The following is a 22,516-nucleotide window of genomic DNA, read 5'->3' on the forward strand; positions in this document are numbered from 1 at the left end:
GTCCTTTTTTATAAACCCAAGGCTTAAACCTGGTGTCTGCCACATCGTGGCAGACACCTGTTTTACGCCGTTGGTTTAATGTTATGATTGCGCTACCATTTGACAAAAAGGGGAGACGCAATGATCGACCGACGTGATTTCGTACTCGCGGCAGGCGCCGCCATCGCGGCCACCGCCACCGGACTGCCGGCCGCCGCGCAGGATACGGGCCGCAAGATTGGCTACGCCATCGTGGGCCTTGGCGGCTACGGCCTTGGCGTCATCATCCCCCAGTTCAAGAACTGCCAGCACAGCAAGCTGGTGGCGCTGGTCAGCGGCGATCCGGCCAAGGCGCGCCGCGTGGCGGCCGAATACGGCGTGCCGGAGCGCGGCATCTACAACTACCAGAACTACGACAGCATCAAGGATAATCCGGACATCGACGTGGTCTACGTCTGCCTGCCCGTGTCCATGCACGCCGAGTACACGATCCGTGCGGCGCAGGCGGGCAAGCATGTGCTGTGCGAGAAGCCGATGGCCGTATCGTCCGCCGAGTGCGAGCAGATGATTGCCGCATGCCGCAAGGCGGGCAAGAAGCTGATGATCGGCTACCGCTGCCACTTCGAAGCCTACAACCTGGAAGCGATCCGCCGCGCCCGCGCCGGCGACATCGGCAAGCTGCGCTACTTCCGCTCCGAGCACGGCTTCGTGGCGGGCAATCCGAATGCGTGGCGGCTGAAGAAGGCGATGTCCGGCGGCGGTTCGCTGATGGACATCGGCATCTATGCGCTGCAGGCGGCGCGCTATATGACGGGCGAGGAGCCCGTGGCCGTGTTTGCGCACGAGCAGACCGACCGCAACGATCCGCGCTTCCGCGAAGTAGAGGACATGATCCAGTTCCAGCTGGAGTTTCCGTCCGGCGTGATTGGCTCCTGCATGTCCATGTACAGCGCGAACCAGAACCACGTCCTGCTGATGGGCGACAAGGGACGCATCGAACTGGAGCCGGGCACTTCCTACAGCGGCAATCGCCTGTGGGTCGGCCGTGGACGCGAAAACGAAATCACACCGCCGCCGGGGCCCGGCGCCACACAATGGGCCGGCCAGCTCGATCACATGGCGCAGTGCATCGTTTCGAATCGCGAGCCCATCGTGGCGGGCGAGGAGGGCTTGCGCGACATCCGCATCATCGAAGCGATCTACCAGTCCGCCCGCGAGCGCCGCCGCATCACGCTCCGCGCCTGACCTGATCCGCCGGTCCAAACCGACCGCCGACCGGCCCGTTCACCGTCCGGCGCAACCGATCCTCGACCGGCGCAACCGATCCTCGACCGGCGCAACCGGTCACCGACCGGCGCAACCGGTCACCGACCGGCGCAAACCGACCACCGTCCGGCATAAACCGACCTCGCTGCGTAGGGCGGATCATTGATCCGCCGTGCGTGCGTCGTCGGCGGCTTTCGCCTGATACGGCCTGCCCGTGACGTCCAGCCTAATCTGCCACACGGCGCCCGCCCCGGTGATATAAAGCGTCCTGCCATCAGCGCCGCCAAACCCCACATTGGTCACGTTCGCATCCACGCGAATGGTGGCCAGCTCCTTGCCCTCCGGGCTGAACACGCGCACGCGTTTCGCACCGTGTTCAGTCACGTACAGATTGCCGTGGCAATCCAGCGTCATGCCATCGCCGCCATCGATGCGCGCGAAAGCACGGCCCTGCTGCGGCATGCCGTTGACGATCGGGGTAGCTGCGCACCTCATTGTCACTGGCATTCACATACAGCACATCCTCCTTCAACGACATCGCAATGCCATTCGGATTATGCCGCGTGCCATCCACCAGCGTGACCTTGCCATCCGTGTCCACGCGATAGATGCCCGTCACCGGCTGGCCGCCTGGCGCCGGCGGCTTTCTGGTAGTCCGGATCGGTGAAGTAGATCGTACCGTCAGCGGTGATCGCGATATCGTTAGGCGAATTAAAAACCTGTCCGTTGTAGTGCTGCGCGATCGGCGTGCGCTTGCCGTCTTTCAGCGATTGGCGCAGCAACGCCTTGTCCTTATGGCTCGCCACCACCAGGTCGCCGTTCGCATCCACCGCCAGGCCGTTGCTGCCGCCGTCTTCCGTGACCGTGCTCACGCTACCGTCTGCAGCCAGCTTGCGGATGCGCGAGGGGAAACCCTGGCTGAACGCAAAGTCCGAAAAGTACAGCGCATCCTTCACCCACACAGGCCCCTCATACAACCCCGCCTCCTTGCGCGACGGCTTCACAGCTTCCACCCGCTGCGCCGCCATCTCCCCCGACGGCGCCTTGCCGCACGCGGCGGGCGATGCGGCCGCTGACGCCGCGGCGGGCAGGACGAATGCTGTGGCGATTGCGAGCAGGGCGGGATAGTGCGTGTCATGCGCGGGCTCCTGTAAGTTGGTGCCCGCCAGTTTATCCTGCTTCCCCGTCGCACTGGGCGCTTTCTTTGCGGCCGATCAAGGCGCGCTGTCCGACCAGGCAGCAGACTGGCCCGAATGCCGCCCCCATCTCGCGCCTGCTACGACTCGCCCTGGAAGACCGCGCTCACGCACGCCTTCCGCGCCTTCCTTGAGTTCTACTTTCCCGCGCAATGTGCACGGATCGACTGGCGCAGGCGCCCCCGCTTTCTGGACAAGGAACTGGCCCAGACTGGATGCGGCGCCCATCCCGCCGGCCGCGTCGCCGATAAACTGGCCCGCGTTCACCTGCGCGATGGCAGCGAGCAGTGGGTTATGGTGCACATCGAAGTGCAGGCCCAGCGCGACGACGCACTCGCACGCCGGGTGCTTGCCTACAACTACCGCATCTTCGAGCAGTATGGTCAGCCAGTGGCGAGCCTGGTCCTCCTCGCCGACGATTCGCCTGGCTGGAAGCCAAGCGCCTTCCACAACACTGTGCTCGGGACAGTGATGGGCATCTCCTTCGCCACAGCGAAGCTGCTGGACCATTCCGGCCGCACGGATGAATTGCTGGCGTCAGGCAATCCATTCGCGATCGTCACACTGGCCCACTTGCGCACACAGCAAACGCGCGGCAGCGTCGCCGACCGCTATGCCGCGAAATGGCAGTTGACCAAACTGCTGTACGACCGCGGCTGGCGCAAAGAGCGCATAATTATTTTGTTCAAAGTGATCAACTGGATGATGACCTTGCCGGAGCAGTGGGAGTCCCGTTACTGGGAGGCTATCAACAGGCTGGAAAGGAGTCGCAAAGTGGAATGGATCAGCCCGCTTGAAGAATCGTTCATAGAGAAGGGGCGGTTAAAAGGCCTGAAGCAGGGCATGGCGCAAGGCCTGGAACAAGGACTGGAGCGTGGGCGGGAGGAAGGCGCTGCCCAACTGCTCGAACGGCAGCTCGCGCAGCGGTCGGCCCCCTACCGCAGACGATAAGAAAAGGCTGGCGAAGGCCAGCCTGGAGCAGCTCGCGGCCTGGAGCGATGCGGTGCTGACGGCGCAAACGCTGAAGCAGGTTTTCGCCTAGCCGGCGGCGCGGCCGCAGGTCAGAACGAGAAGCTGAACATGCGGAACTCGAAGCCTTTGCGCCGGTGCTCGAAGACTTTGAACACTGCCCACAGTAGCACGGACACCAGCAGGGCGAAGGTCATCCAGTCGCCGGGATTCCAGCGGGCGGCGCCTTCGGGGACTTCGGTGGGGACGGCGCCGGCCTTTAGGATGTGGCCTGTGTACCAGGCGCCGACGATCTGGCCGTCGTCGGTGATGCGCTTGGTCAGATAGAGGCTGTTGCCGCCGGCGCGGATGCGCATGCGGCCGTCCTTGTAGATGAAGGTGTGCGGCGCGTCGTGGTCCTTGAGCTTGAGGGTGCCGACGATGTCGCCGTTGGCGTTGATGGCGGTGGCGAAGCTGTTCCCGCTGACCATCATGGCGCCCAGGTCGGTCACGCGCTTGCCATCGTAGATGAAGGCGTGCCACTTGTGGTCGGCGGTTTCGGCCGAGCCGACGACGATGCCGTTGTCGTTGACTGCGGTGGCCACGCTGATGCGGCCGCCCAGGCCGGGAATCTCGATCATCCCGCTGCCCGGCTTGTAGAGGAAGGCGCGGCGGTAGCCGTTCGGCAGCTGGGCGGCGCCGACCACCATGCCGTTATTGTTCACCGCCGTGGCGTAGCTGTTCTTGCCGCCGAAAGTGCCCAGGTCCAGCATGCCGATGCCGTTGTCGACGAAGGCGTGGAAGGTGCCTTGTTCCGTGTCCGCGTAACCGGCGATGTAGCCCTTGTCGTTGATGGCCGTGCCCACGCTGCTGTTGCCGCCCAAGGTGCCCAGGCTGCGCATGCCCTGGCTTTCGTCGTAGCGGTAGGCGTGCCAGGCATTCTGCGCCGTCAGCGCGGCGCCGGTGACCACGCCGGCATTGTTGATCGCATTGGCGAAGCTCTCGCTGCCGCCCAGGGTACCGATCTCGATCGGGCGTCCCTGGCTGACGAGGATGGCGCGGCGGTTACCGTCTTCATCCTTGATCTCGCCCACCGTTTCGCCGGCAGCGTTGACGTCCATGATGGCGCTCGATTCTCCCCGCTTCTCGCCCATAGGGCCGGCCGCATGCACCGCGCCGATAGAGGACAGGAACAAGACGCCTGCAGCAATCAACGCTTTACGCATACACAGCCTCCACTAGTGAAAGGAGGCTTGACTATACGTTATTATTTATCGGGAAATAGTCTCAGATTGTCACAGGGGAGTGAATGAGAGCAGGTATCGCATTGCTGTCGCTGGCGCTGTCGGTCCAGGTCCAAGCCGCGGAGCCGGCAGCGCTGGCGGTGGGTTCGTCTACCGCACGCCATCGATCGTGCCGGGCGAACCCGAGTGCACGCTGAAGGTTGGCGTGCGTGGGGACAGGCTGTTCCTGACGGACCGGGCGGCGCCGGGCGAGGCGTCAAGCTGCAGGGACTATTGCGGCGTGCGCGGAAGCCTGGGCGACTATTCGGTCGCCCGCAGCAGCAAACGAAAGATCCGATACATGGACCGCCTGAAGGCTTCGCGCGAGTACAGGCGCGCGGTGGAGGAGCACGAGAAGAAGGCGGTTAAACCTTCTTGACGAACTCCGACTTCAAGCTCATGGCGCCGAAGCCTTCGATCTTGCAGTCGATATCGTGGTCGCTGTCGACCAGGCGGATGTTCTTGACCTTGGTGCCCTGCTTGATCACGCCGCCCGAGCCTTTGGGCTTGAGGTCCTTGATCACGGTGACGGTGTCACCATCTTGCAGGATGTTGCCGGCGGAGTCGCGGTAGACGCGCGCGGTATCAGCGGCGGCTTCGGCGGCCTGGATCGGCCACTCGTGGGCGCATTCGGGGCAAACGTAATTGGCGCCGTCTTCATAGGTATACTCGGACTGGCATTTGGGGCAGGCAGGAAGATTACTCATCGGGAAAGCTATGCAGGAATTGAAGAACCCTTTGTGGGCTGCGCTGACATCGGCGCAGCAGCATTTTAGCATTGCGGCCGGCGCGGCCCGCCGTTATCCCGCGGACGTGGCGCCATTCCTGGCGGTGGCGGAGGACGGCATGCCACTCTCCGCAGCCGACCTGGAGGATATGGATGGCGACTATTACGTGCTGGACGTATTCCCCGCGCTGCCCGAAGGCTGGTCGCTGCAGCCCATCTCGAACGTGCTGCAGATGGTGTACGAGGGCGGCCCGGTCGGCGCGCCGGAGGAAAGCGCAATCCGCGAACTGGCGTCGGACGATCCGCAAATGGTGGAGCTGACCAATGTGGCCTTCCCGGGATACTTCCGCGCCCGCACAGGGTTGATGGGGCGCTATGTGGGCATCCACGAAGAGGGCCGGCTGGTGTCGATGTCCGGCGAGCGCATGGATTTGGGAGCGCTGCGCGAGGTGAGCGCGGTGTGTACGCATCCGGACTTCACGGGGCGCGGACTGGCCAGGCTGCTGATCCTGGACTGCCTGCGTCACATGCAGCGGCAGGGCGTGCAGCCCTTCCTGCACGTCGGTGCGGCCAATAAACGCGCGCAGGCGCTGTACGAGGCGCTGGGCTTTCGGCCCACGCGCGAGCTGAAACACGCGAAGGTGATCAGTCCTTCGCGCTGACGTTGCCGATGCCGCCCACGGACTTGTTCACCGTCTTCGGGTGGCCGTAGTAGCTCAGGTTGCCCATGCCGCGCACCACGAGGTTCAGCGTGTCGCTGGCATGCACGGCCACGTCGCCCATGCCGTTGAAGTTGACGTCGGCGCGTTCGGTCTTCAAGTCTTTGGTATTGACTTCGCCCACGCCCTGGGCTTTCAGGCGCAGCAGCTTGACCTTGCCGTTGGCGTGCAGGGCGCCGGCGCCCTCGAAGCTGATGTCGATGCGCTCGCCGGCGACGCCGTTCAGGTCGGCCTGACCGGCGCCTTGCACGCGGAAGCTGGTCAGCGCGGGCACGGTGATCAGGATTTTCGATTCGCCCTTGATGTTTTTTGGGCCGTTTTCGTCGTAGGTGATGCGCAGGACGCCGCCGTCGACCACGGTCTGCACACGGTCGATGAAGGCTTTTTCGCCGCTGATCGTGACCGTTTGCGCCTTGCCGACGTCGACCTGCATGTTGATCGGGCCCTTCACGTTGATGCCGACGAAGTTGTCCAGCTTGCGGGGTTGCTGGTCGGCGTGGGCCGATGCGGCGAGCAGCAGGGCGGGGAGGATCGTTATGAGTTTTAGCATTCGTGGCTCCGGAGAGACGGCGGATCGAATGATCCGCCCTACGCAGCACGACGGAGCGTAGGGCGGGTCAGACGGGGGGGGCTAGCCCGCCGTGGTGGATCAGCCGGTATTGCGCAGACCTGCCGCAACGCCGTTGATGGACAGGTGAATGCCGCGGTTCACGCGCGGCTCCACCTTCTCAGGATCGCTGACCATTGCGCGGCGGCGCTTGATCAGTTCCACCTGCAGGTGGTTAAGCGGATCGAGGTAGGGGAAGCGGTTGGTGATCGAGCGCGCCAGCAGCGGGTTGCCAGCCAGGCGTTCGTTCGTGCCGGTGATCTCTTCCAGGCGCGCCAGCGTGCCGTTGTACTCCTCGCCGATACGCTTGAAGATGCGCTCACGCAGTTCCACGTCCGCCACCAGCTCGGCGTAGCGCGAGGCGATCGCCAGGTCAGTCTTGGCCAGCACCATGTCCATATTGGACAGCAGGGTGGCAAAGAACGGCCATTCGCGGTACATCGCCTGCAGCTGCGCCACGCGCTCCTCCTTCTTGCCGGCTGCGATCCAGGACGAGATCGCGCTGCCGAAGCCGTACCAGCCCGGCAGCAGCAGGCGGCACTGGCCCCAGCTGAAGCCCCAGGGGATCGCGCGCAGGTCTTCGATGCGGCGCGTCGACTTGCGGGACGCAGGACGCGAACCGAGATTCAATTCCGCGATTTCCGCGATCGGCGTGGCCGCGAAGAAGTAGTCGGTGAAACCTGGGGTTTCGTACACCAGGTTGCGGTAAGCCTTGTAGGCCAGTTCGGAAATCTCGGCCATCGCCGTTTCGAAGCGCTGCAGCTGCTCGCCGTGGCAGGCATCGGCGGGCGCCGGCGTCAGGCTGGCTTCCAGCGTGGCGGACACCAGCAGCTCCAGGTTGCGGCGGCCGATTTCGGCGTTCGAGAACTTGGACGCGATAATCTCGCCCTGTTCCGTCAGGCGGATCTGGCCATTGACCGTGCCCTTGGGCTGGGCCAGGATCGCTTCGTAGCTTGGGCCACCGCCGCGGCCCACGGTGCCGCCGCGGCCGTGGAACAGGCGCAGCTTCACGCCGGCCTTCCCGAATACGTCGATCAGGCGGATCTCGGCCTTGTACAGTTCCCAGTTCGACGTCATGAAGCCGCCATCCTTGTTCGAGTCCGAATAACCGAGCATGACTTCCTGGATCTGGCCGCGCTGGGCGATCAGTTCCTTCACCAGCGGCAGGGCCATGAAGACTTCCATGATGCCGCCCGCGCGCTGCAGGTCGGGGATGGTCTCGAACAGCGGGATCACCATCAGGTCGGATTTGCGCGAACCGTCCGCATTCTGGCGCAGCAGGCCGGTTTCCTGCTGCAGCACCAGCACTTCCAGCAGGTCGGACACTTCCTCCGTGTGCGAGATGATGTAGTTGCGGATGGCGCGCTGGCCGTAGCGCTGGCGGATGTCGTAGGCCGCGCGCATGATGGTCAGCTCGGACGTGGTTTCGTCCGAATATTCGATGTACGGCGAATACAGCAGGCGCGGTTGCGCCAGTTCGGCCAGCAGCAGCTTGACCTTCGCGTCTTCGTCCAGCGAGGCGTAGTCGGCGTGGGCGCCGGCCTTGGCGAACAGCTCGGCCAGCACGCGCTCGTGGATGTCCGAGGACTGACGCATGTCCAGCGACGCCAGGTGGAAGCCGAAGATTTCGGCGGCGCGCTTCAGCGTGGTCAGGCGCGGGCGGGCCATTTCGCTGCCGTGGTTCGCGTCCAGCGAATCGACCAGCACCTGCAGGTCGGCCACGAAATCGGCCGGGCAGGGGTAGGGCTCGGCGTGGCCCACTTCCTTGCGCAGGATGTTGGTGGCGCCCAGCGCGCGGGCCGTGCTGGCCAGGCGGGCATAGATGCCGATCAGGGCGCGGCGATAGGGCTCGTCCGAACGGTGGGCGGACGTATCCGGCGAGGCATCGGCCAGGGCTTGCAGCTCGGGCGAGCAGGCCACCATCAGCGTGGAAATGGACAGCTCCGCGCCCAGCGCGTGCGCTTCATCCAGGTAAAAGTCCAGGATGGTCGTGGCCTGGCGCTCCAGCGCATGCTTCATCGTGCCGGCGTTGACGTTCGGATTGCCGTCTCGGTCACCGCCGATCCAGCTGCCCATCTGCACATACGAGGCATCGATGGCGGACGCCGGCTGCTCATAGCGCTCGGCGATTTCGCATTCGATATCGTCGTACAGGGCCGGCAGTTCGCGCAGGAAGGTGATGCGGTAGTAGGACAGGGCGTTCTCGATCTCGTCCGCCACGGTCAGCTTGGAGTAGCGCAGCATGCGCGTCTGCCACAGCGTGGCGATGCGCGACTTCAGCATGTGCAGGGTGTTGGCGAGCTCCTTCGGCGTTTGCGGCAGGTCGCGCGACGCCAGCAGGCGGGCGATGTCGTGTTCCGCATCCAGGATGGACTTGCGCTGTACTTCAGTGGGGTGTGCAGTCAGTACCGGCGAAATCAAGGCTTCGTTGAAGAACTTGTTGACAGTGTCCAGTTCTACGCCGGACTCCTTCAGTTTGCACAGTGCGTAGCTGATGCTGCCGCGCTGGGGCGCCGAACCGGCCAGCAGGTGGGCGCGGCGGCGGCGGATGTGGTGCTGGTCCTCGGCGATATTGGCCAGGTGCGAGAAATACGAGAATGCCCGCACCACGGTAATAGTCTGTTCGCGCGTGAGAATCTTCAGCATTCCGTCCAGCTCTTTTGCTGCGCCTGCATCGGCCTCTCGGCGGAAGCGCACGGCTGTCTGACGGATGGTTTCAACCACGGAAAATACTTCTTCTCCCTCCTGGTCGCGCAGGACATCGCCCAGCAGGCGGCCCAGCAGCCGGATGTCTTCCTTCAAAGGCGCGTCCTTGTCGACGCCTTGTTCGTCTGTTGCACTAACTTGATTTGCCATAGTAAATCTTCACAAAGATGTTGAATGGTCGTGCATATATTGTGCGTAAGGCTTATGGCCGCAGTTTGCATATTGCGCGCATGATAAAATTTATGATCTTAATCACGCGCTGCTTTTACTGGTGAACGCCGGTTCAGCGTCAGCAACAGCGAAAGAACAGGTTTTGAATACTTCAGAATTGGCCCTTCAGATCCCTTCCCGTTTGGTGATCGCATCGCGCGAAAGCCGCCTGGCCATGTGGCAGGCCGAGCATGTCCGCGCGCGCTTGTCTTTATTATATCCGCAGTGCAGCATCGAAATTCTAGGGATGACAACGCGCGGCGACCAGATCCTGGACCGCACCCTGTCCAAGGTAGGCGGCAAGGGCCTGTTCGTGAAGGAGCTGGAAGTGGCCATGGCCGAAGGCCGCGCCGACCTGGCCGTGCATTCGCTGAAGGACGTGCCGATGGAGCTGCCGGAGGGCTTTGCCCTGGCGGCGGTGCTGGAGCGCGAAGATCCTCGCGACGCCTTCGTGTCCAATGACTATGCCTCGCTGGGCGAGCTGCCGGCCGGCGCCGTGGTGGGCACCAGCTCCCTGCGCCGCCAGTCGCTGATCGCGGCGCGCTATCCGCACCTGGTCATCAAACCTTTGCGCGGCAACCTGGATACCCGCCTGGGCAAGCTGGATCGCGGCGATTATGCGGCCATCATCCTGGCGGCGGCCGGCCTGAAACGCCTGGGCCTGGCCCAGCGCATCAAGGCGCTGCTGGAGCCGGAAACCAGCTTGCCTGCCGCAGGGCAGGGCGCGATGGCGATCGAGATTGCCGAGCGTTCGGATGGCGTGGACTTGCGCGCCTTGCTGGCGCCCCTGAACGATTTGCCGACCGCGCAGGCGGTGCGCGCGGAGCGCCAGGTATCCAAGGTGTTTGGCGGCAGCTGCCAGGTGCCGCTGGCGGCCTATGCGACCGTGGACGGCGAGCAGATGTTCCTGCGCGCCATGGTTGCCACGCCGGACGGGACACGCGTGGCCAGCGCCGAAGTGCGCGGCGCCGCTGCCGACGCCGAGCAGCTGGGCCATGACGTGGCCGAACTGCTGCGCGGGCAGGACGCTGCCGCAATCCTGGCCGCCAGCCTCGCCGAAGCGGCGGGCGACATGGACCCGAACGCTGCGCCCGGCGCAGCGAACGCGGGCCGCGCGACGGATGTCGGCGCCGGCTGACGGCGCCCGCCACAGCGTCCGCTGACCCGCGCCGCATGACCGCCACCGTCATCATCACCCGTCCGCTGGCCCAGGCCGAGCCGCTGGCGGCGCGCGTCGCCGCGCTGGGCCGCGCGGTGGAAGTCCTGCCGCTGCTGGAAATCTCTCCGCTGCCCGACCAGGCGCCGCTGCAAGCCGCCTGGCCGACCTCACGCCTTACGCGCTGGTAGCCTTCGTCTCGCCCAACGCCATCGACGCGGCCTTTGCGCACATCAGGACGTGGCCGGCCGGCGTGCGCGCCGCCGTGGTGGGCGAGGGCAGCCGCGCCGCGTTGCTGGCGCATGGGTTGGCAGAGGGCGATATCGTCAGCCCGGCCGACCCGGCGCACAGCGATACCGAGCACCTGCTGCAAGCGCTGGACGTTGCCGCGCTGCGCGGCAAACGCGTGCTGATCGTGCGTGGCGAGTCCGGCCGCGAGCTGATGGCTGACAGTTTCCGCGCGGCTGGCGCAGATGTGACACTATTGCCCGCATACCGGCGCGGCGTCCCGGTGCTGGACGACACGCTGGCCGCCAGGCTGCGCAAGCTGCTGGCGGAACCCAACGACTGGCTGATTACCAGCTCCGAAGCTCTGCGCGGACTGGCCCGGCTGGCCGAACAACTTGACGGACCTGCAGGCGTTGCAAAGTTGCAACAACAGCACCTGATCGTGCCCCATGCCCGGATTGCCGACACTGCGGCCGCCCTGGGCTGCCAGAGGGTGACCCTGACAGGTTCTGGCGACGAACGCCTGCTCGCCGCGTTACAATCACGACCATGAACGATTTACCTACTTTGCCAAACTCCTCATCTGGCCAGCAGAGCAGCCAGACCGTGGAACCGACTCCTGTACCCCCTGCGGCCCCCGGCCCAGCCCCCCGCGAGCCCGGCATGGCCGGGGCATTCCAGCGTCCGCTGACGATCGCCGTCATCGTGCTGGGCATCCTGCTGGCGGCCCAGACCTGGTCCTCGCACAAGCGCGTGAGCAGCCTGCGCGAAGAGATGGCGCGCCGCCTGCAGGCGGGCGACAACTCCAATTCGCAAACCGGCCAGCTGGTGCGCGCCACCCAGGAAACGACCAAGGAGCTGCAAATCAAGGTAGGCCTGCTGGAAAGCCGCCAGCAGGAAGCCCAGAGCCAGCAGCTGGCCCTGGAGCAGCTGTACCAGGACCTTTCGAAGAACCGCGACGAGTGGGCGCTGGCCGAGATCGAGCAGGTGCTGTCCACCGCCAGTCAGCAACTGCAGCTGGCCGGCAACGTGCCGGGCGCGCTGATCGCGCTGCAGAATGCGGACCGCAGCCTGTCCCGCTCGGACAAGCCCCAGTTCATCACCATCCGCCGCGCCATCGCCAAGGATATCGAGCGCCTGAAGGCGCTGCCCAGCGTGGACAACGTGGGCCTGGCCGTGCGCCTGGATAACGTGATCGCCCAGGTGGACAACCTGCCGCTGCTGGCTGACGAGAAGCCAGCCGCGCCGGCCCTGCCCGAGAAGAAGCTGAAGCCACGCGCCGCCAAGGGTGCGGCGCCGACCCAGGAAACCGCCCCGGCGGACGAAACCTGGGCCCAGCGCGTCCAGCATGCATGGCATGACTGGAGCACCGAGATGTGGTCCGAAGTGACGCAGCTGATCCGCGTGCGCACGGTGGACTCGCCGGAAGCGCTGATGCTGTCCCCAACGCATTCCTATTTCCTGCGCGAGAACCTCAAGCTGCGCCTGCTGAATGCGCGCATGGCCCTGCTGTCCCGCAACGAGGCGGCCTTCCGCGCCGACCTGCTGGCGGCGCAGGAAGCCCTGGCCAAGTATTTCGACACCCGTGCCAAGCAGACCCAGACCGTGCAGCAGCTGCTGCGCCAGGTCCAGGGCAGCAACCTGTCGATCGAAATGCCTACGCTGGCGGATTCCCTGAACGCCGTGCGCAACTACAAGGCGAAGCCATAAGATGCGTTTTATTCCTCTGGTTAGTCGCCCTGATGGCAGCCGCCATCGGCATCGCCGTGACGGCGCGCTTCAATCCGGGCAATGTCGTACTGTTCTACCCGCCGTACCGCGTTGACCTGTCGCTGAATTTCTTCGTGTTGCTGGAAGTGCTGCTGTTCATCTTCCTGTACGTGCTGGTGCGCGCCTTCCGCGCGACGACCCGCATGCCGGCGCGCGTGGCCGAGTACCGCCTGCGCAAGCGTGAACGCGACGGCAACAAAGGCTTGCGCGATGCACTGAAAGCCCTGTTCGAAGGCCGCTTCGGCCAGGCCGAGAAGGCCGCCCTGCGCGCCGCCGAGCTGCCGGACAATGCCGGCGTGGCCGCACTGATCGGCGCCCGCGCTGCCCACCGCATGCGCCAGAATGCGCGCCGCGAGCAGTGGCTGAACCGCATCGCGGACGACAATGGCATGAAGACTGCGCGTCTGATGACTTCGACCGAACTGCTGGTGGACGACCACCAGGCCGAGGCGGCGCTGGAAGCCGTGCGCGAGTTGCATGAGAGCGGCCAGCGCCACATCCACGCGCTGCAGCTGTCGCTGAAGGCGCACCAGCAGGCCAAGAACTGGCCCGAGGTGCTGCGCCTGGTGCGCCTGCTGGACAAGCACAAGGCCCTGCACCCGGCCCTGTCCGCGCGCCTGCGCGAGCTGGCTTATGACGACCTGCTGGCCAGCAGCACCCATGATGCCGAGTCCATCCAGCGCGTCTGGGCGACGATTCCGACCGCCGACCGCGTGAAACCCTACGTCGCCTGCCGTGCCGCCACCGCCCTGAACGAGCGCGGCCTGCACGACGAAGCGCGCCAGGTTTGCGAGGAAGCGCTGGCTGCGAACTGGGACGATCGCGTGGTGCGGGCCTACCGCGACGCCGCCGCCCCGGCCGGTTCCGCCGCGCTGCTGGCCCAGATCGAGCACTGCGAAGGCTGGCTGCGCGAGCGTCCCACCGATGCCGAGCTGGCCCTGACCCTGGGCTCGCTCTGCCTGAAGCAGAAGCTGTGGGGCAAGGCGCAGCGCCACCTGGAGCAGGCCCTGTCCGACGCCACCGAACCGCGCATGGTGCGCGAATCCCACCTGAAGCTTGCCCAGTTGCACGAAGCGCTGTCCCAGCCCGACGAGGCTGCCAACCACTACCGCCAGTGCGCCCTTGCGACCATCCTGTGATGTTGTGCGCCGCACAAGCGGCGCCCGCGGAGCTATAATTGCAAGGTTAAACTGACGAATTCGCATTAACCCGAGGAAAAAAATGAGCCTGAACAAAGTACCGGCCGGCCGCGACGTGCCGAACGATTTCAACGTGATTATCGAGATCCCGATGAATGCGGATCCGATCAAGTACGAAGTGGACAAGGAATCCGGCGCCATCTTCGTGGACCGTTTCATGGGCACTGCCATGCACTATCCGTGCAACTACGGTTACGTGCCGAACACCCTGTCCGACGACGGCGACCCGGTGGACGTGCTGGTCATCACCCCGTTCCCGCTGATCCCGGGCGTGGTGGTGCGCTGCCGCGCAATCGGCGTGCTGAAGATGACCGATGAGTCGGGCCAGGATGCCAAAGTGCTGGCGGTGCCGGTCGATAAGGTCCTGCCGATCTACAAGCACTGGCAGAAGCCGGAAGACCTGCAGGACCTGCGCCTGCAGCAGATCCAGCACTTCTTCGAACACTACAAGGACCTGGAACCAGGCAAGTGGGTGAAGGTGGACGGCTGGTTCGGCCCGGAAGAAGCCAAGCAGGAAATCCTGCACGGCGTAGACCAGTACAAGAAGCAGAATCCGTAACACCATCGCAACATTGTAAAAAAAGCGCACCCCCGAAAGGCGGTGCGCTTTTTCTTTTGCTATGCTGGCTTAGATGCTTAAATTGCAGCGGGGAAGTCCAGTTCAGTGGCATTCACGCGATTGAACAAATTCGTGAAATTGATGCTGGACATGGTCAGCAGGATATCGACGATCTGCTGGTCGGTGTATCCCGCCGCTTTCACGGCATCCACGGCGGATGCGGGGGCATCGCCGCGCGTGGTCGCGAGGGTGTGAACGAAGGAGGCGAGGGCGTCCGCCTTGGCATCGCCGGAAGGCAGGCCGTGGCGGGCGGCAATGGTCTGTTCCTTGCTCAGGCCGGCTTTCTGGCCGAAGAGGGTGTGGGCAGCGAGGCAATAGGCACAGGACGCATCTTCACTGACCGCCAGCTTGATGATTTCGCGGTCTTTAGCGCTCAGGCTGCTTTTGCCGAGGGTAGCTTCCAACGTCAGTACAGCTTGTAGTGCCAACGGACTGTTGTTGCCAATGGTCGCGTAAGCGTTGGGCACCATGCCTACGGCTTTTTTGATGCCGGCGAAGAGTTGGGCTGCGTCGCCGGTGGCTTGGTCGATGGCTTGGTTGAACAGGCGGGACATGATGAATTCCTTTCAGTAAGTGTTTGCGATGAAGGAATTCTAGATCGTCCCTATGCGACGTAGAATGACTTAAAACTACTATTATTTGCTCATTCGTCTCATGGATGCCCTCAGCAAAATCCTATCTCTCTATCCGCCGCAGACGGCCATGGATGTCCGCTGTCATTTCGGCGCACCCTGGGTGCTCGATCACCCGGCTATGCCTTCCGGAGTCGCTCCCTACCATTTGCTCACGCGCGGCAAGGCGCGGCTGCAGGTGGGCGAGCGCGAAGATATTGAACTCACCGAAGGCGACATTATCGTTTTCCCCGAGGGGAAGCGCATAAGCTCTACGGCGGGCAGTTGTCCGGCGCTACGCCAGGCGTGGTGCAGCTGGGCGACCATCCGTTGCGGCTCGTGGAAAACGGCGGACGCGGCGAAATCTCCGACGTGCTGTGCGGTGAATTCCGGTTCAGCGCCCATGGCGACGGACTGCTGCGCAGCCTGCCGCGTGTGATGCTCGTGCACACCAGGCATCATCCCAACCTGCGGGCGCTGCTGGAAGTGCTGCAGGATGAGTCGGAGGAGGAGCGCCCCGGCGCAGCCGCCGTCCTGGCTCAACTGGCCGCGGCCCTGTTCACGCTGATCCTGCGCGCATGGATGGAGCAGGAGGAGCCGGTGCCGGGCCTGTTCGGCGTCCTGGCCGAGCGGCGGTTGCATGCGTCGCTTGAGGCAATGATGCGCCAGCCGGAGGTGCCGTGGACGCTGGAGGAGCTTGCTGAGCTCTGCCATATGTCGCGCGCTACTTTTGCGCGGCTATTCACGAAGGCGGCCGGCATGCCGCCCGCCGAGCTGCTGACCCAGCTGCGCATGCAGACCGCGGCCCAGCTTCTGGGACAGGACGGCGCCACGTCGGCGCGGGTGGCGGAAGCGGTGGGCTACCAGTCGGAAGCGGCGTTCAGCCGGGCGTTTTCGCGGCATCACGGAGTGGGGCCGGGCGAGTTCAGGCGCCGGGCGCGTCCCTGATCGGCTACCTGAAGGGATTGCGCTCGTTGAGCTCGCTGATGTAATCGTCAATGCCGCCGCCCTCGCGTGCCAGGAAGCGCTCGACGGCGTCGGCAAAGGCAGGGTGGGCCAGCCAGTGGGCGGACCAGGTCTTCACCGGCAGGAAGCCGCGCGCCATTTTGTGCTCGCCTTGGGCGCCGCCCTCGAAAGTGGCGATTTTCTGGTCGATGCAAAATTGCAGCGGTTGGTAGTAAGCTGTTTCAAAATGCAGGCAGGGTACATGCTCGATCGCGCCCCAGTAGCGGCCGTAGAGGGTGTCCGGCGTGTGGATGACGAGGGAGGCGGCAATCGGATGGCCGTTGCGCTCGGCGACAATCATCAGGATGTTGTCCGGCATGGTGGCGCCGATGCGCAGGAAGAAATCCAGGTTCAGGTAGGCGAGGAGCGGTGCTCGGCGTAGGTGTTGCTGTAGCAGAGGTGGAAAAAGCGCCAGTCCAGGTCCGTAAGGTCCTTGCCGCGGATCTGGCGCATCGTGACGCCCGCCTCCTGCACCTTGCGCCGCTCGGCGCGGATATTCTTGCGCTTCTTGTGCTCCAGCGAGGACAGGAACTCGTCGAAGTCCTTGTAACCCTGGTTCAGCCAGTGGAATTGCACGCCCGAGCGCAGCATGAAGCCGGCCTTCTGCAGCCGTTCTGCCTGGTCCTCCGGCGGGTAGAGCACGTGGGTGGACGACATGCCGGCCGCTTTCTGCTGCTCGCACAGGTAGTCGAGCAGGGCGCCCCTTGCCGCATCGTCTTTCGCCAGCAGCCTGCCGCCGGTGACGGGCGTGAAGGGGATGGCGGACAGCAGCTTGGGGTAGTACTCGATGCCGTTGCGGTGGTAAGCGTCGGCCCAGGCCCAGTCGAAGACATATTCGCCGTAGGAGTGATGTTTGACATAGAGCGGCATGGCCGCCACCAGTTGTTTACCCTCGTGGACCGCCAGGTATTGCGGCTGCCAGCCCGTGTCCGCACTGGCGCTGCCGGATTCGTGCAGGGCGTGCAGGAAGGCGTAGGAAAGGAAAGGATTGCCGTCGGCGGCCGCCAGCGCATCCCAGGCGGGTTGGCCGACGTCCGCGAGGGAGGAGATTACGGTGAATCGGTAGGTCATCGGCATATTTTCAGCTGGGGTCAGGCACTAAATGGAACATGAGCTCGCCTTGCAAGGCGAGCTCATGTTCCATTTAGTGCCTGACCCTAGTTGCGCTGACCCCAGTTGCGGGCGCTGCTGCGGAGGCAATGTTACAATCTTCGCCATCTCGTCGTAACGGCTGCATCCTATGTCGCACTCATTCCATAATCTGTACCACCACGATTTCGCCCGTGTGGCGGTGGGCGTGCCGCGCTGCCGCGTCGCCGATCCGCTGCATAATGCGGACGAAACGATCGAACTGGCCGAGGAAGCCGCGCTGCGCGGCGCGGCGCTGATAGCGTTCCCGGAACTGGGCCTGTCCGCCTACAGCTGCGATGACCTGTTCCACCAGCGCACGCTGCTGGATGGGGCGCTCCAGGCGCTGCACAAGGTGGTGGAAGCGTCGCAGAAGCTGCAGATTGTGATGATTGTCGGCCTGCCGCTGCGGGTGGACCATCAGCTGTTCAACTGCGCGGCCGTGGTCAGCGGCGGCAAGATTCGCGGCGTGGTGCCGAAGACGTATCTGCCGAACTACGGCGAATTCTACGAAGCACGCCAGTTCAGCGCGGCCGACGAGGCGGTGTCCACCGAGATCGACCTGTGCGGACAGCGCGTGCCCTTCGGCGCCAACCAGCTGTTCGAGATCGAGAACCTGCCGCTGTTCAAATTCCACGTCGAGATCTGCGAGGACGTGTGGGTGCCGATTCCGCCATCGTCCTTCGCCGCGCTGGCAGGGGCGACGGTGCTGGTGAATCTGTCCGCATCAAATGTATTGGTCGGGAAGGCCGACTACCGCCGCGCGCTGGTCAGCCAGCAGTCGGCGCGCTGCCTGGCCGCCTATCTGTATTCCTCGGCAGGGCGGGGCGAATCGACTACTGACCTGGCCTGGGACGGCCAGGCCCTGGTCGCCGAGAATGGCGAGCTGCTGATGGAGTCCGAGCGCTATAGCGACGAGTCGCACCTGATCTTTGCGGACGTGGACCTGGAACGCCTGTCGCGCGAGCGCATGCGCACCACCACCTTCGGCAAGTCCGTGCGCCGCCACAAGCAGGAAGTGCAGCAATTCCGCACCGTGCGCTTCCCGATCGAACTGCCGACGCACCGCGTGCTGCCGCTGGAGCGCAATGTCGCGCGCTTCCCCTATGTGCCGGCCAATCGCGCGCTGCGCGACCAGCGCTGCAATGAGGTCTACAACATCCAGGTGCAGGCGCTGGTGCAGCGCCTTTCCGCCAGCAGGATCGAGAAGGTCGTGATCGGCGTTTCCGGCGGACTGGATTCCACCCACGCGCTGCTGGTCTGCGCCAAGGCGATGGACCGCCTCAACCTGCCGCGCACGAATATCATCGCCGTCACGATGCCGGGCTTTGCCACCAGCACGCGCACGCTGGACCAGGCGAGGGCGCTGATGGCCTTCGTGGGCTGCAGCGCGTCCGAGATCGACATCCGCCCGAGCTGCATCCAGATGCTGAAGGATATCGGCCACCCGTATGCCGAGGGCAGCGAGCAGTACGACATCACCTTCGAGAACGTGCAGGCCGGCGAACGCACCAACCACCTGTTCCGGCTGGCGAACCACCATAACGGCATCGTCATCGGCACCGGCGATCTGAGCGAGCTGGCGCTGGGCTGGTGCACCTATGGCGTGGGCGATCACATGTCCCACTACAATGTGAACGCTTCCGTACCGAAGACGCTGATCGCCCACCTGGTGCGCTGGGTCGCAGAGAGCAAGCAGTTCGGCGACGTGAATTCGAGCGTGCTGCTGGCGGTGGTGAACACCGAGATCAGTCCCGAACTGGTGCCCGGCAAGGTGGGCGACGAAGCGCCTGCCCAGATCACGCAGAATGTGATCGGCCCATATGAGCTGCAAGACTTTAATCTGTACTACACTTTGCGTTTCGGCTTCGCGCCGTCCAAGGTGGCCTTCCTGTCGCTGCACGCGTGGCGGGACCGCAATGTTGGCATGTGGCCGGAAGACGAGCACGTGCAGCGCAACCAGTACGAACTGAAAGACATCAAGCACAACCTGGGCATCTTCCTGAAACGCTTTTTCCAGACCAGCCAGTTCAAGCGCACCTGCGTGCCGAACGCGCCCAAGGTCGGCTCAGGCGGTTCGCTGTCGCCACGCGGCGACTGGCGTGCCCCGAGCGATTCCGAAGCCGCCGTCTGGCTGGAAAACCTGAAGACCGTGCCCGACGCCTAACTCACTATAAGGAGAACGCAATGAAGCAAATTACCGCCATCATCAAGCCATTCAAGCTGGACGAAGTGCGCGAAGCGCTGGCCGAAGTGAACGTCACCGGCCTGACCGTGACTGAAGTGAAAGGCTTCGGCCGCCAGAAAGGCCACACCGAGCTGTATCGCGGCGCGGAATACGTGGTCGATTTCCTGCCCAAGGTCAAAGTGGAAGTGGTGGTCGATGACGTGGTGGCCGAGCAGGTCGTCGACGCCGTCATCAAGGCCGCCCGCACCGGCAAGATCGGCGACGGCAAGATCTTCGTGCAGAACGTCGAGCAGGTCATCCGCATCCGCACCGGCGAAACCGGCCCGGACGCAGTTTAATCAGCAGCGGCGGGTCTGCTTCAGGTGGACCCGCGCAGCTTGAGATCAAACTTCCAGCTGATCAAGCGCATCGCCATAATCAGCGCGGCACTCGCCCACAGCGCGAAATCATCGGAAACGTTGGTGTATTGCAGCCCGATATAGAGCCAGCACCCAAAGAACGCGCAGATCGCATACGGTTTCCCATCGCGGAACACCATGGGCACCTCATTGCAAAGCACATCCCGCAGCACGCCGCCGAAGATGCCCGTGATCACGCCCATCATGGACGCGATGAACAGCGGCATCCCGGCCGCCAGCGCCTGCGCCACGCTCGCTACTGCGAACAGCCCCAGTCCCGCCGCATCGGCGATCACGATCAGCCGTTCGGAAACGATATGCCGCAGTTGCTTGATGAAGGGCGCCGCGCCCAGCGCTACGACGAAGAGCAGGATCGTATATTCCTGATGCGCCACCCAGAACAGGGGACGCTTATCCAGCAGCACATCGCGCATCGTCCCGCCGCCGAACGCGGTAATGAAGGCGACGATGAACACCCCCACAATATCCATCCGCTTGCGCCGGGCCTCAATAAACCCCGAAAACGCCCCGACCAGGATAGCCACGATCTCGATGATGGTAATGAGCGAGACGTGCGGGACTATTTTCATGCGCGATGGTTATCTGGAAGTCAAAAATAACCAAAGGTTAGCACTTGGGCTGAGGAGCGTGCAAGTCGCGCGATTTTTTGCGTGCGGGCCGGGGGAGCGATTAAAAACCCAAGGCGTGAAGCAGGTGGCTGCCACATTGTGGCAGCCACCAGTTTTACGCCGTGGGTTTTAGCGGACGGGGGCGAGAGCGGCGCGGAGGAGGACCATGAGGGCGCCTTCACCGCCTTCGGCAGCGTGCGCCTGGGTAAAGGCAATCACCCCATCGGTCTGCACCAGCCAGCTGTGCACCATGGACTTCAGCACCGGCTCACCGCCGCGCGAGCCGAAGCCGCGGCCGTGGATCACGCACACGCAGCGGTAGTTGCGCTGCGACGCCTTGCGCAGGAATTCGCCGATGGCGTTGCGCGCATCGTCGCGGCGCAGGCCATGCAGGTCGAGTTCATCCTGCACCGGCCAGTAGCCCTTGCGCAGGCGCTTCATCACGTCCACGCCAACGCCGGGCGCCAGGTAATTCAGCGCCGGGTCTTCTTCAATATAGTGATCGACCTCGAACTGGTCGGACAGCATGGATTCGCGCAGCACGGCCGCATCGTCCGCCGCCTGCTCCGCGGCGTTCAGCGGCTTGCGCGGACCGGACCTGGCCGCCGCAGCGCGCGCCGCCGCGGAAACGGCAGGCGCCTTGGCAATCGGCGGCACATAGCGGTCGGAAGCCTTCATGCGCTGCACGCCGCCCATCGAAGTGGAAAAGACGTTCGCCTCCGCAGCAGCCACCTTCTCGCGCTGCACGCGCTCCTTCTCGGCGATGGCCTTGGCTTCTTCCTGCTCCTTCAGCTGCTTGCCAAAGCCCTTCAGGTCGGCGAACGACTTCATACGACGATTACTCCTGCGATTCCAGGAAGCGCTGGGCGTCCAGCGCGGCCATGCAGCCGGTGCCGGCCGAAGTGATCGCCTGGCGGTAGACGTGGTCCTGCACGTCGCCGGCCGCGAACACGCCCGGAACGGTGGTGGAGGTTGCCATGCCTTCGGTGCCGGTGCGGGTCTTGATGTAACCGTTGTGCATTTCCAGCTGGCCTTCGAAGATGCCGGTGTTCGGCTTGTGGCCGATGGCGATGAACAGGCCGTGCACGGTCACTTCGCTCAGGCCGCCGTCGTTGTGCTGGATCACGATGCCGGTCACGCCGGAGTCGTTGCCCTTCACTTCGTGCAGGTTCGAGTTCAGTTTCAGCTCGATCTTGCCTTCGGCGACCTTGGCCATCAGGCGGTCCACCAGGATAGGCTCGGCGCGGAACTTGTCGCGGCGGTGCACCAGGGTGACCTTGGTGGCGATGTTGGACAGGTACAGCGCTTCCTCGACTGCGGTATTGCCGCCGCCGACCACGGCCACTTCCTGGCCACGGTAAAAGAAGCCGTCGCAGGTGGCGCAGGCGGACACGCCGCGGCCCATGAACGCTTCTTCCGACGGCAGCCCCAGGTACTGGGCGGAGGCGCCGGTGGCGATGATCAGGGTGTCGCAGGTGTACTCGCCGCTGTCGCCCAGCAGGCGGATCGGCTTTTCATTCAGCTTGGCGGTGTGGATGTGGTCAAACACGATCTCGGTATTGAAACGCTCCGCGTGCTGCAGGAAGCGCTGCATCAGGTCCGGACCCTGGACGCCCATCGCGTCAGCCGGCCAGTTTTCCACGTCGGTAGTGGTCATCAGCTGGCCGCCTTGCTCGACGCCGGTCACCAGCACCGGATTCAGGTTGGCTCGCGCCGCGTAGATGGCGGCGGAGTAGCCGGCGGGGCCGGAGCCAAGAATCAATACGCGCGCGTGTTTGGTAGTGGTCATGGGAAGCTTCTTCAAATTGGTTGAACTTGCACTGTAATTTGGGGCAGGGTGCGTTGGCGCAACCCCTGTTCCGGAAAACGAGAATTATATGCCAAGCACCGATTTCGCATGAATTGAGAGGCCGGTTGCACCCTGAATGCCTTAGAATAAGCGCA

Annotated in this window: 21 protein-coding genes and 3 pseudogenes; 13 read left to right on the plus strand and 11 right to left on the minus strand. The window is 64.1% G+C overall.

What is annotated here, in order from left to right; genetic code table 11:
• Positions 1-120: 120 nt before the first annotated feature.
• A complete protein-coding gene (locus ACHMW6_RS10580; protein ID WP_395407046.1) occupies positions 121-1,224 on the plus strand; it encodes a Gfo/Idh/MocA family protein in 1,104 nt (367 codons plus the stop codon).
• A 180-nt stretch (positions 1,225-1,404) separates the two neighbouring features.
• Here ACHMW6_RS10580 and ACHMW6_RS10585 read toward each other — a convergent pair whose 3' ends face one another.
• Both ACHMW6_RS10585 and ACHMW6_RS10590 read right to left on the minus strand, forming a co-directional pair.
• Entirely contained in the window at positions 1,405-1,740 is a 336-nt protein-coding gene (locus ACHMW6_RS10585; protein ID WP_395407047.1) for an SMP-30/gluconolactonase/LRE family protein, read from the minus strand.
• Between the two features lie 59 nt (positions 1,741-1,799).
• Entirely contained in the window at positions 1,800-2,273 is a 474-nt protein-coding gene (locus tag ACHMW6_RS10590; RefSeq protein WP_395407048.1) for an SMP-30/gluconolactonase/LRE family protein, read from the minus strand.
• A 225-nt stretch (positions 2,274-2,498) separates the two neighbouring features.
• On the opposite strand from ACHMW6_RS10590, the gene ACHMW6_RS10595 reads away from it, so the two are divergent.
• A complete protein-coding gene (locus tag ACHMW6_RS10595) occupies positions 2,499-3,392 on the plus strand; it encodes a DUF4351 domain-containing protein (RefSeq protein WP_395407049.1) in 894 nt (297 codons plus the stop codon).
• 110 nt (positions 3,393-3,502) lie between these two features.
• On the opposite strand, the gene ACHMW6_RS10600 is transcribed toward ACHMW6_RS10595, so the two are convergent.
• Positions 3,503-4,615: an HAF repeat-containing protein gene (locus ACHMW6_RS10600; RefSeq protein ID WP_395407050.1), complete on the minus strand. Its 1,113-nt coding sequence runs from the start codon at positions 4,613-4,615 to the stop codon at positions 3,503-3,505.
• 79 nt (positions 4,616-4,694) lie between these two features.
• Here ACHMW6_RS10600 and ACHMW6_RS10605 point away from each other — a divergent pair, with 79 nt between their 5' ends.
• Positions 4,695-5,051, plus strand: coding sequence for a hypothetical protein (locus ACHMW6_RS10605; protein ID WP_395407051.1), 357 nt, complete (start codon positions 4,695-4,697; stop codon positions 5,049-5,051).
• On the opposite strand, the gene ACHMW6_RS10610 is transcribed toward ACHMW6_RS10605, so the two are convergent.
• Positions 5,038-5,379, minus strand: a complete 342-nt coding sequence (locus tag ACHMW6_RS10610) for a zinc ribbon domain-containing protein YjdM (protein ID WP_395407053.1) — start codon at positions 5,377-5,379, stop codon at positions 5,038-5,040. The two genes, ACHMW6_RS10605 and ACHMW6_RS10610, sit on opposite strands and share 14 nt — an antisense overlap.
• 10 nt (positions 5,380-5,389) lie before the next feature.
• Between ACHMW6_RS10610 and ACHMW6_RS10615 the strand changes: the two genes are divergently transcribed.
• Positions 5,390-6,061, plus strand: a complete 672-nt coding sequence (locus ACHMW6_RS10615; RefSeq protein ID WP_395407054.1) for a GNAT family N-acetyltransferase — start codon at positions 5,390-5,392, stop codon at positions 6,059-6,061.
• Here the strand turns inward: ACHMW6_RS10615 and ACHMW6_RS10620 are convergent.
• Together ACHMW6_RS10620 and ppc are read right to left on the minus strand one after the other, a co-directional pair.
• Positions 6,045-6,668 carry a head GIN domain-containing protein gene (locus ACHMW6_RS10620; protein ID WP_395407055.1) on the minus strand — a complete coding sequence of 208 codons (624 nt, stop codon included), beginning with the start codon at positions 6,666-6,668 and terminating at the stop codon, positions 6,045-6,047. The genes ACHMW6_RS10615 and ACHMW6_RS10620 overlap by 17 nt on opposite strands.
• 99 nt (positions 6,669-6,767) lie before the next feature.
• Entirely contained in the window at positions 6,768-9,581 is a 2,814-nt protein-coding gene (ppc, locus tag ACHMW6_RS10625; RefSeq protein WP_395407057.1) for a phosphoenolpyruvate carboxylase, read from the minus strand.
• Between the two features lie 163 nt (positions 9,582-9,744).
• Between ppc and hemC the strand changes: the two genes are divergently transcribed.
• From hemC to ppa, 5 genes and pseudogenes are all read left to right on the plus strand, one after another.
• Positions 9,745-10,779 (plus strand): hydroxymethylbilane synthase, encoded by a 1,035-nt coding sequence (gene hemC / locus ACHMW6_RS10630; RefSeq protein ID WP_395407058.1) that lies wholly within the window; start codon positions 9,745-9,747, stop codon positions 10,777-10,779.
• Positions 10,780-10,814: 35 nt separating this feature from the next.
• Positions 10,815-11,578 (plus strand): annotated as a pseudogene (locus ACHMW6_RS10635) (uroporphyrinogen-III synthase).
• The gene (locus tag ACHMW6_RS10640) at positions 11,575-12,735 is read left to right on the plus strand and encodes a uroporphyrinogen-III C-methyltransferase (RefSeq protein WP_395407059.1); all 1,161 of its coding nucleotides are present in this window, start codon (positions 11,575-11,577) and stop codon (positions 12,733-12,735) included. The pseudogene ACHMW6_RS10635 and the gene ACHMW6_RS10640 overlap by 4 nt, the downstream one beginning before the upstream one ends.
• On the plus strand, positions 12,732-13,934 hold the full coding sequence (locus ACHMW6_RS10645) for a heme biosynthesis protein HemY (RefSeq protein ID WP_395408577.1): 1,203 nt from the start codon (positions 12,732-12,734) through the stop codon (positions 13,932-13,934). Before ACHMW6_RS10640 ends, ACHMW6_RS10645 begins: the two co-directional genes overlap by 4 nt.
• A gap of 82 nt (positions 13,935-14,016) precedes the next feature.
• Positions 14,017-14,553, plus strand: a complete 537-nt coding sequence (gene ppa, locus ACHMW6_RS10650; RefSeq protein ID WP_395407060.1) for an inorganic diphosphatase — start codon at positions 14,017-14,019, stop codon at positions 14,551-14,553.
• A gap of 77 nt (positions 14,554-14,630) precedes the next feature.
• On the opposite strand, the gene ACHMW6_RS10655 is transcribed toward ppa, so the two are convergent.
• A complete protein-coding gene (locus ACHMW6_RS10655; RefSeq protein ID WP_395407062.1) occupies positions 14,631-15,167 on the minus strand; it encodes a carboxymuconolactone decarboxylase family protein in 537 nt (178 codons plus the stop codon).
• A gap of 148 nt (positions 15,168-15,315) precedes the next feature.
• Here ACHMW6_RS10655 and ACHMW6_RS10660 point away from each other — a divergent pair.
• Positions 15,316-15,408: pseudogene (locus ACHMW6_RS10660) on the plus strand (AraC family transcriptional regulator); the annotation flags it as partial.
• Positions 15,409-15,509: 101 nt separating this feature from the next.
• Complete coding sequence (locus tag ACHMW6_RS10665) at positions 15,510-16,172, plus strand: helix-turn-helix domain-containing protein (RefSeq protein WP_395407064.1); 663 nt, start codon at positions 15,510-15,512, stop codon at positions 16,170-16,172.
• Between the two features lie 4 nt (positions 16,173-16,176).
• Here the strand turns inward: ACHMW6_RS10665 and ACHMW6_RS10670 are convergent.
• A pseudogene (locus ACHMW6_RS10670) lies at positions 16,177-17,300 on the minus strand (GNAT family N-acetyltransferase).
• Positions 17,301-17,469: 169 nt separating this feature from the next.
• Between ACHMW6_RS10670 and ACHMW6_RS10675 the strand changes: the two are divergent.
• Both ACHMW6_RS10675 and ACHMW6_RS10680 read left to right on the plus strand, forming a co-directional pair.
• The gene (locus ACHMW6_RS10675; protein WP_395407066.1) at positions 17,470-19,524 is read left to right on the plus strand and encodes an NAD(+) synthase; all 2,055 of its coding nucleotides are present in this window, start codon (positions 17,470-17,472) and stop codon (positions 19,522-19,524) included.
• Between the two features lie 20 nt (positions 19,525-19,544).
• Positions 19,545-19,883 carry a P-II family nitrogen regulator gene (locus ACHMW6_RS10680; RefSeq protein WP_395407067.1) on the plus strand — a complete coding sequence of 113 codons (339 nt, stop codon included), beginning with the start codon at positions 19,545-19,547 and terminating at the stop codon, positions 19,881-19,883.
• 20 nt (positions 19,884-19,903) lie between these two features.
• Here ACHMW6_RS10680 and ACHMW6_RS10685 read toward each other — a convergent pair whose 3' ends face one another.
• From ACHMW6_RS10685 to trxB, 3 genes are all read right to left on the minus strand, one after another.
• On the minus strand, positions 19,904-20,533 hold the full coding sequence (locus ACHMW6_RS10685) for a trimeric intracellular cation channel family protein (RefSeq protein ID WP_395407068.1): 630 nt from the start codon (positions 20,531-20,533) through the stop codon (positions 19,904-19,906).
• Positions 20,534-20,701: 168 nt separating this feature from the next.
• Positions 20,702-21,403, minus strand: coding sequence for a Smr/MutS family protein (locus ACHMW6_RS10690; protein ID WP_395407069.1), 702 nt, complete (start codon positions 21,401-21,403; stop codon positions 20,702-20,704).
• Between the two features lie 7 nt (positions 21,404-21,410).
• Positions 21,411-22,361, minus strand: a complete 951-nt coding sequence (gene trxB, locus ACHMW6_RS10695; RefSeq protein ID WP_395407070.1) for a thioredoxin-disulfide reductase — start codon at positions 22,359-22,361, stop codon at positions 21,411-21,413.
• Positions 22,362-22,516: the final 155 nt, after the last annotated feature.

Origin of the sequence: Pseudoduganella sp. UC29_106, assembly GCF_044055365.1 — a bacterium.
Classification (GTDB): Bacteria; Pseudomonadota; Gammaproteobacteria; order Burkholderiales; family Burkholderiaceae_D; genus Rugamonas.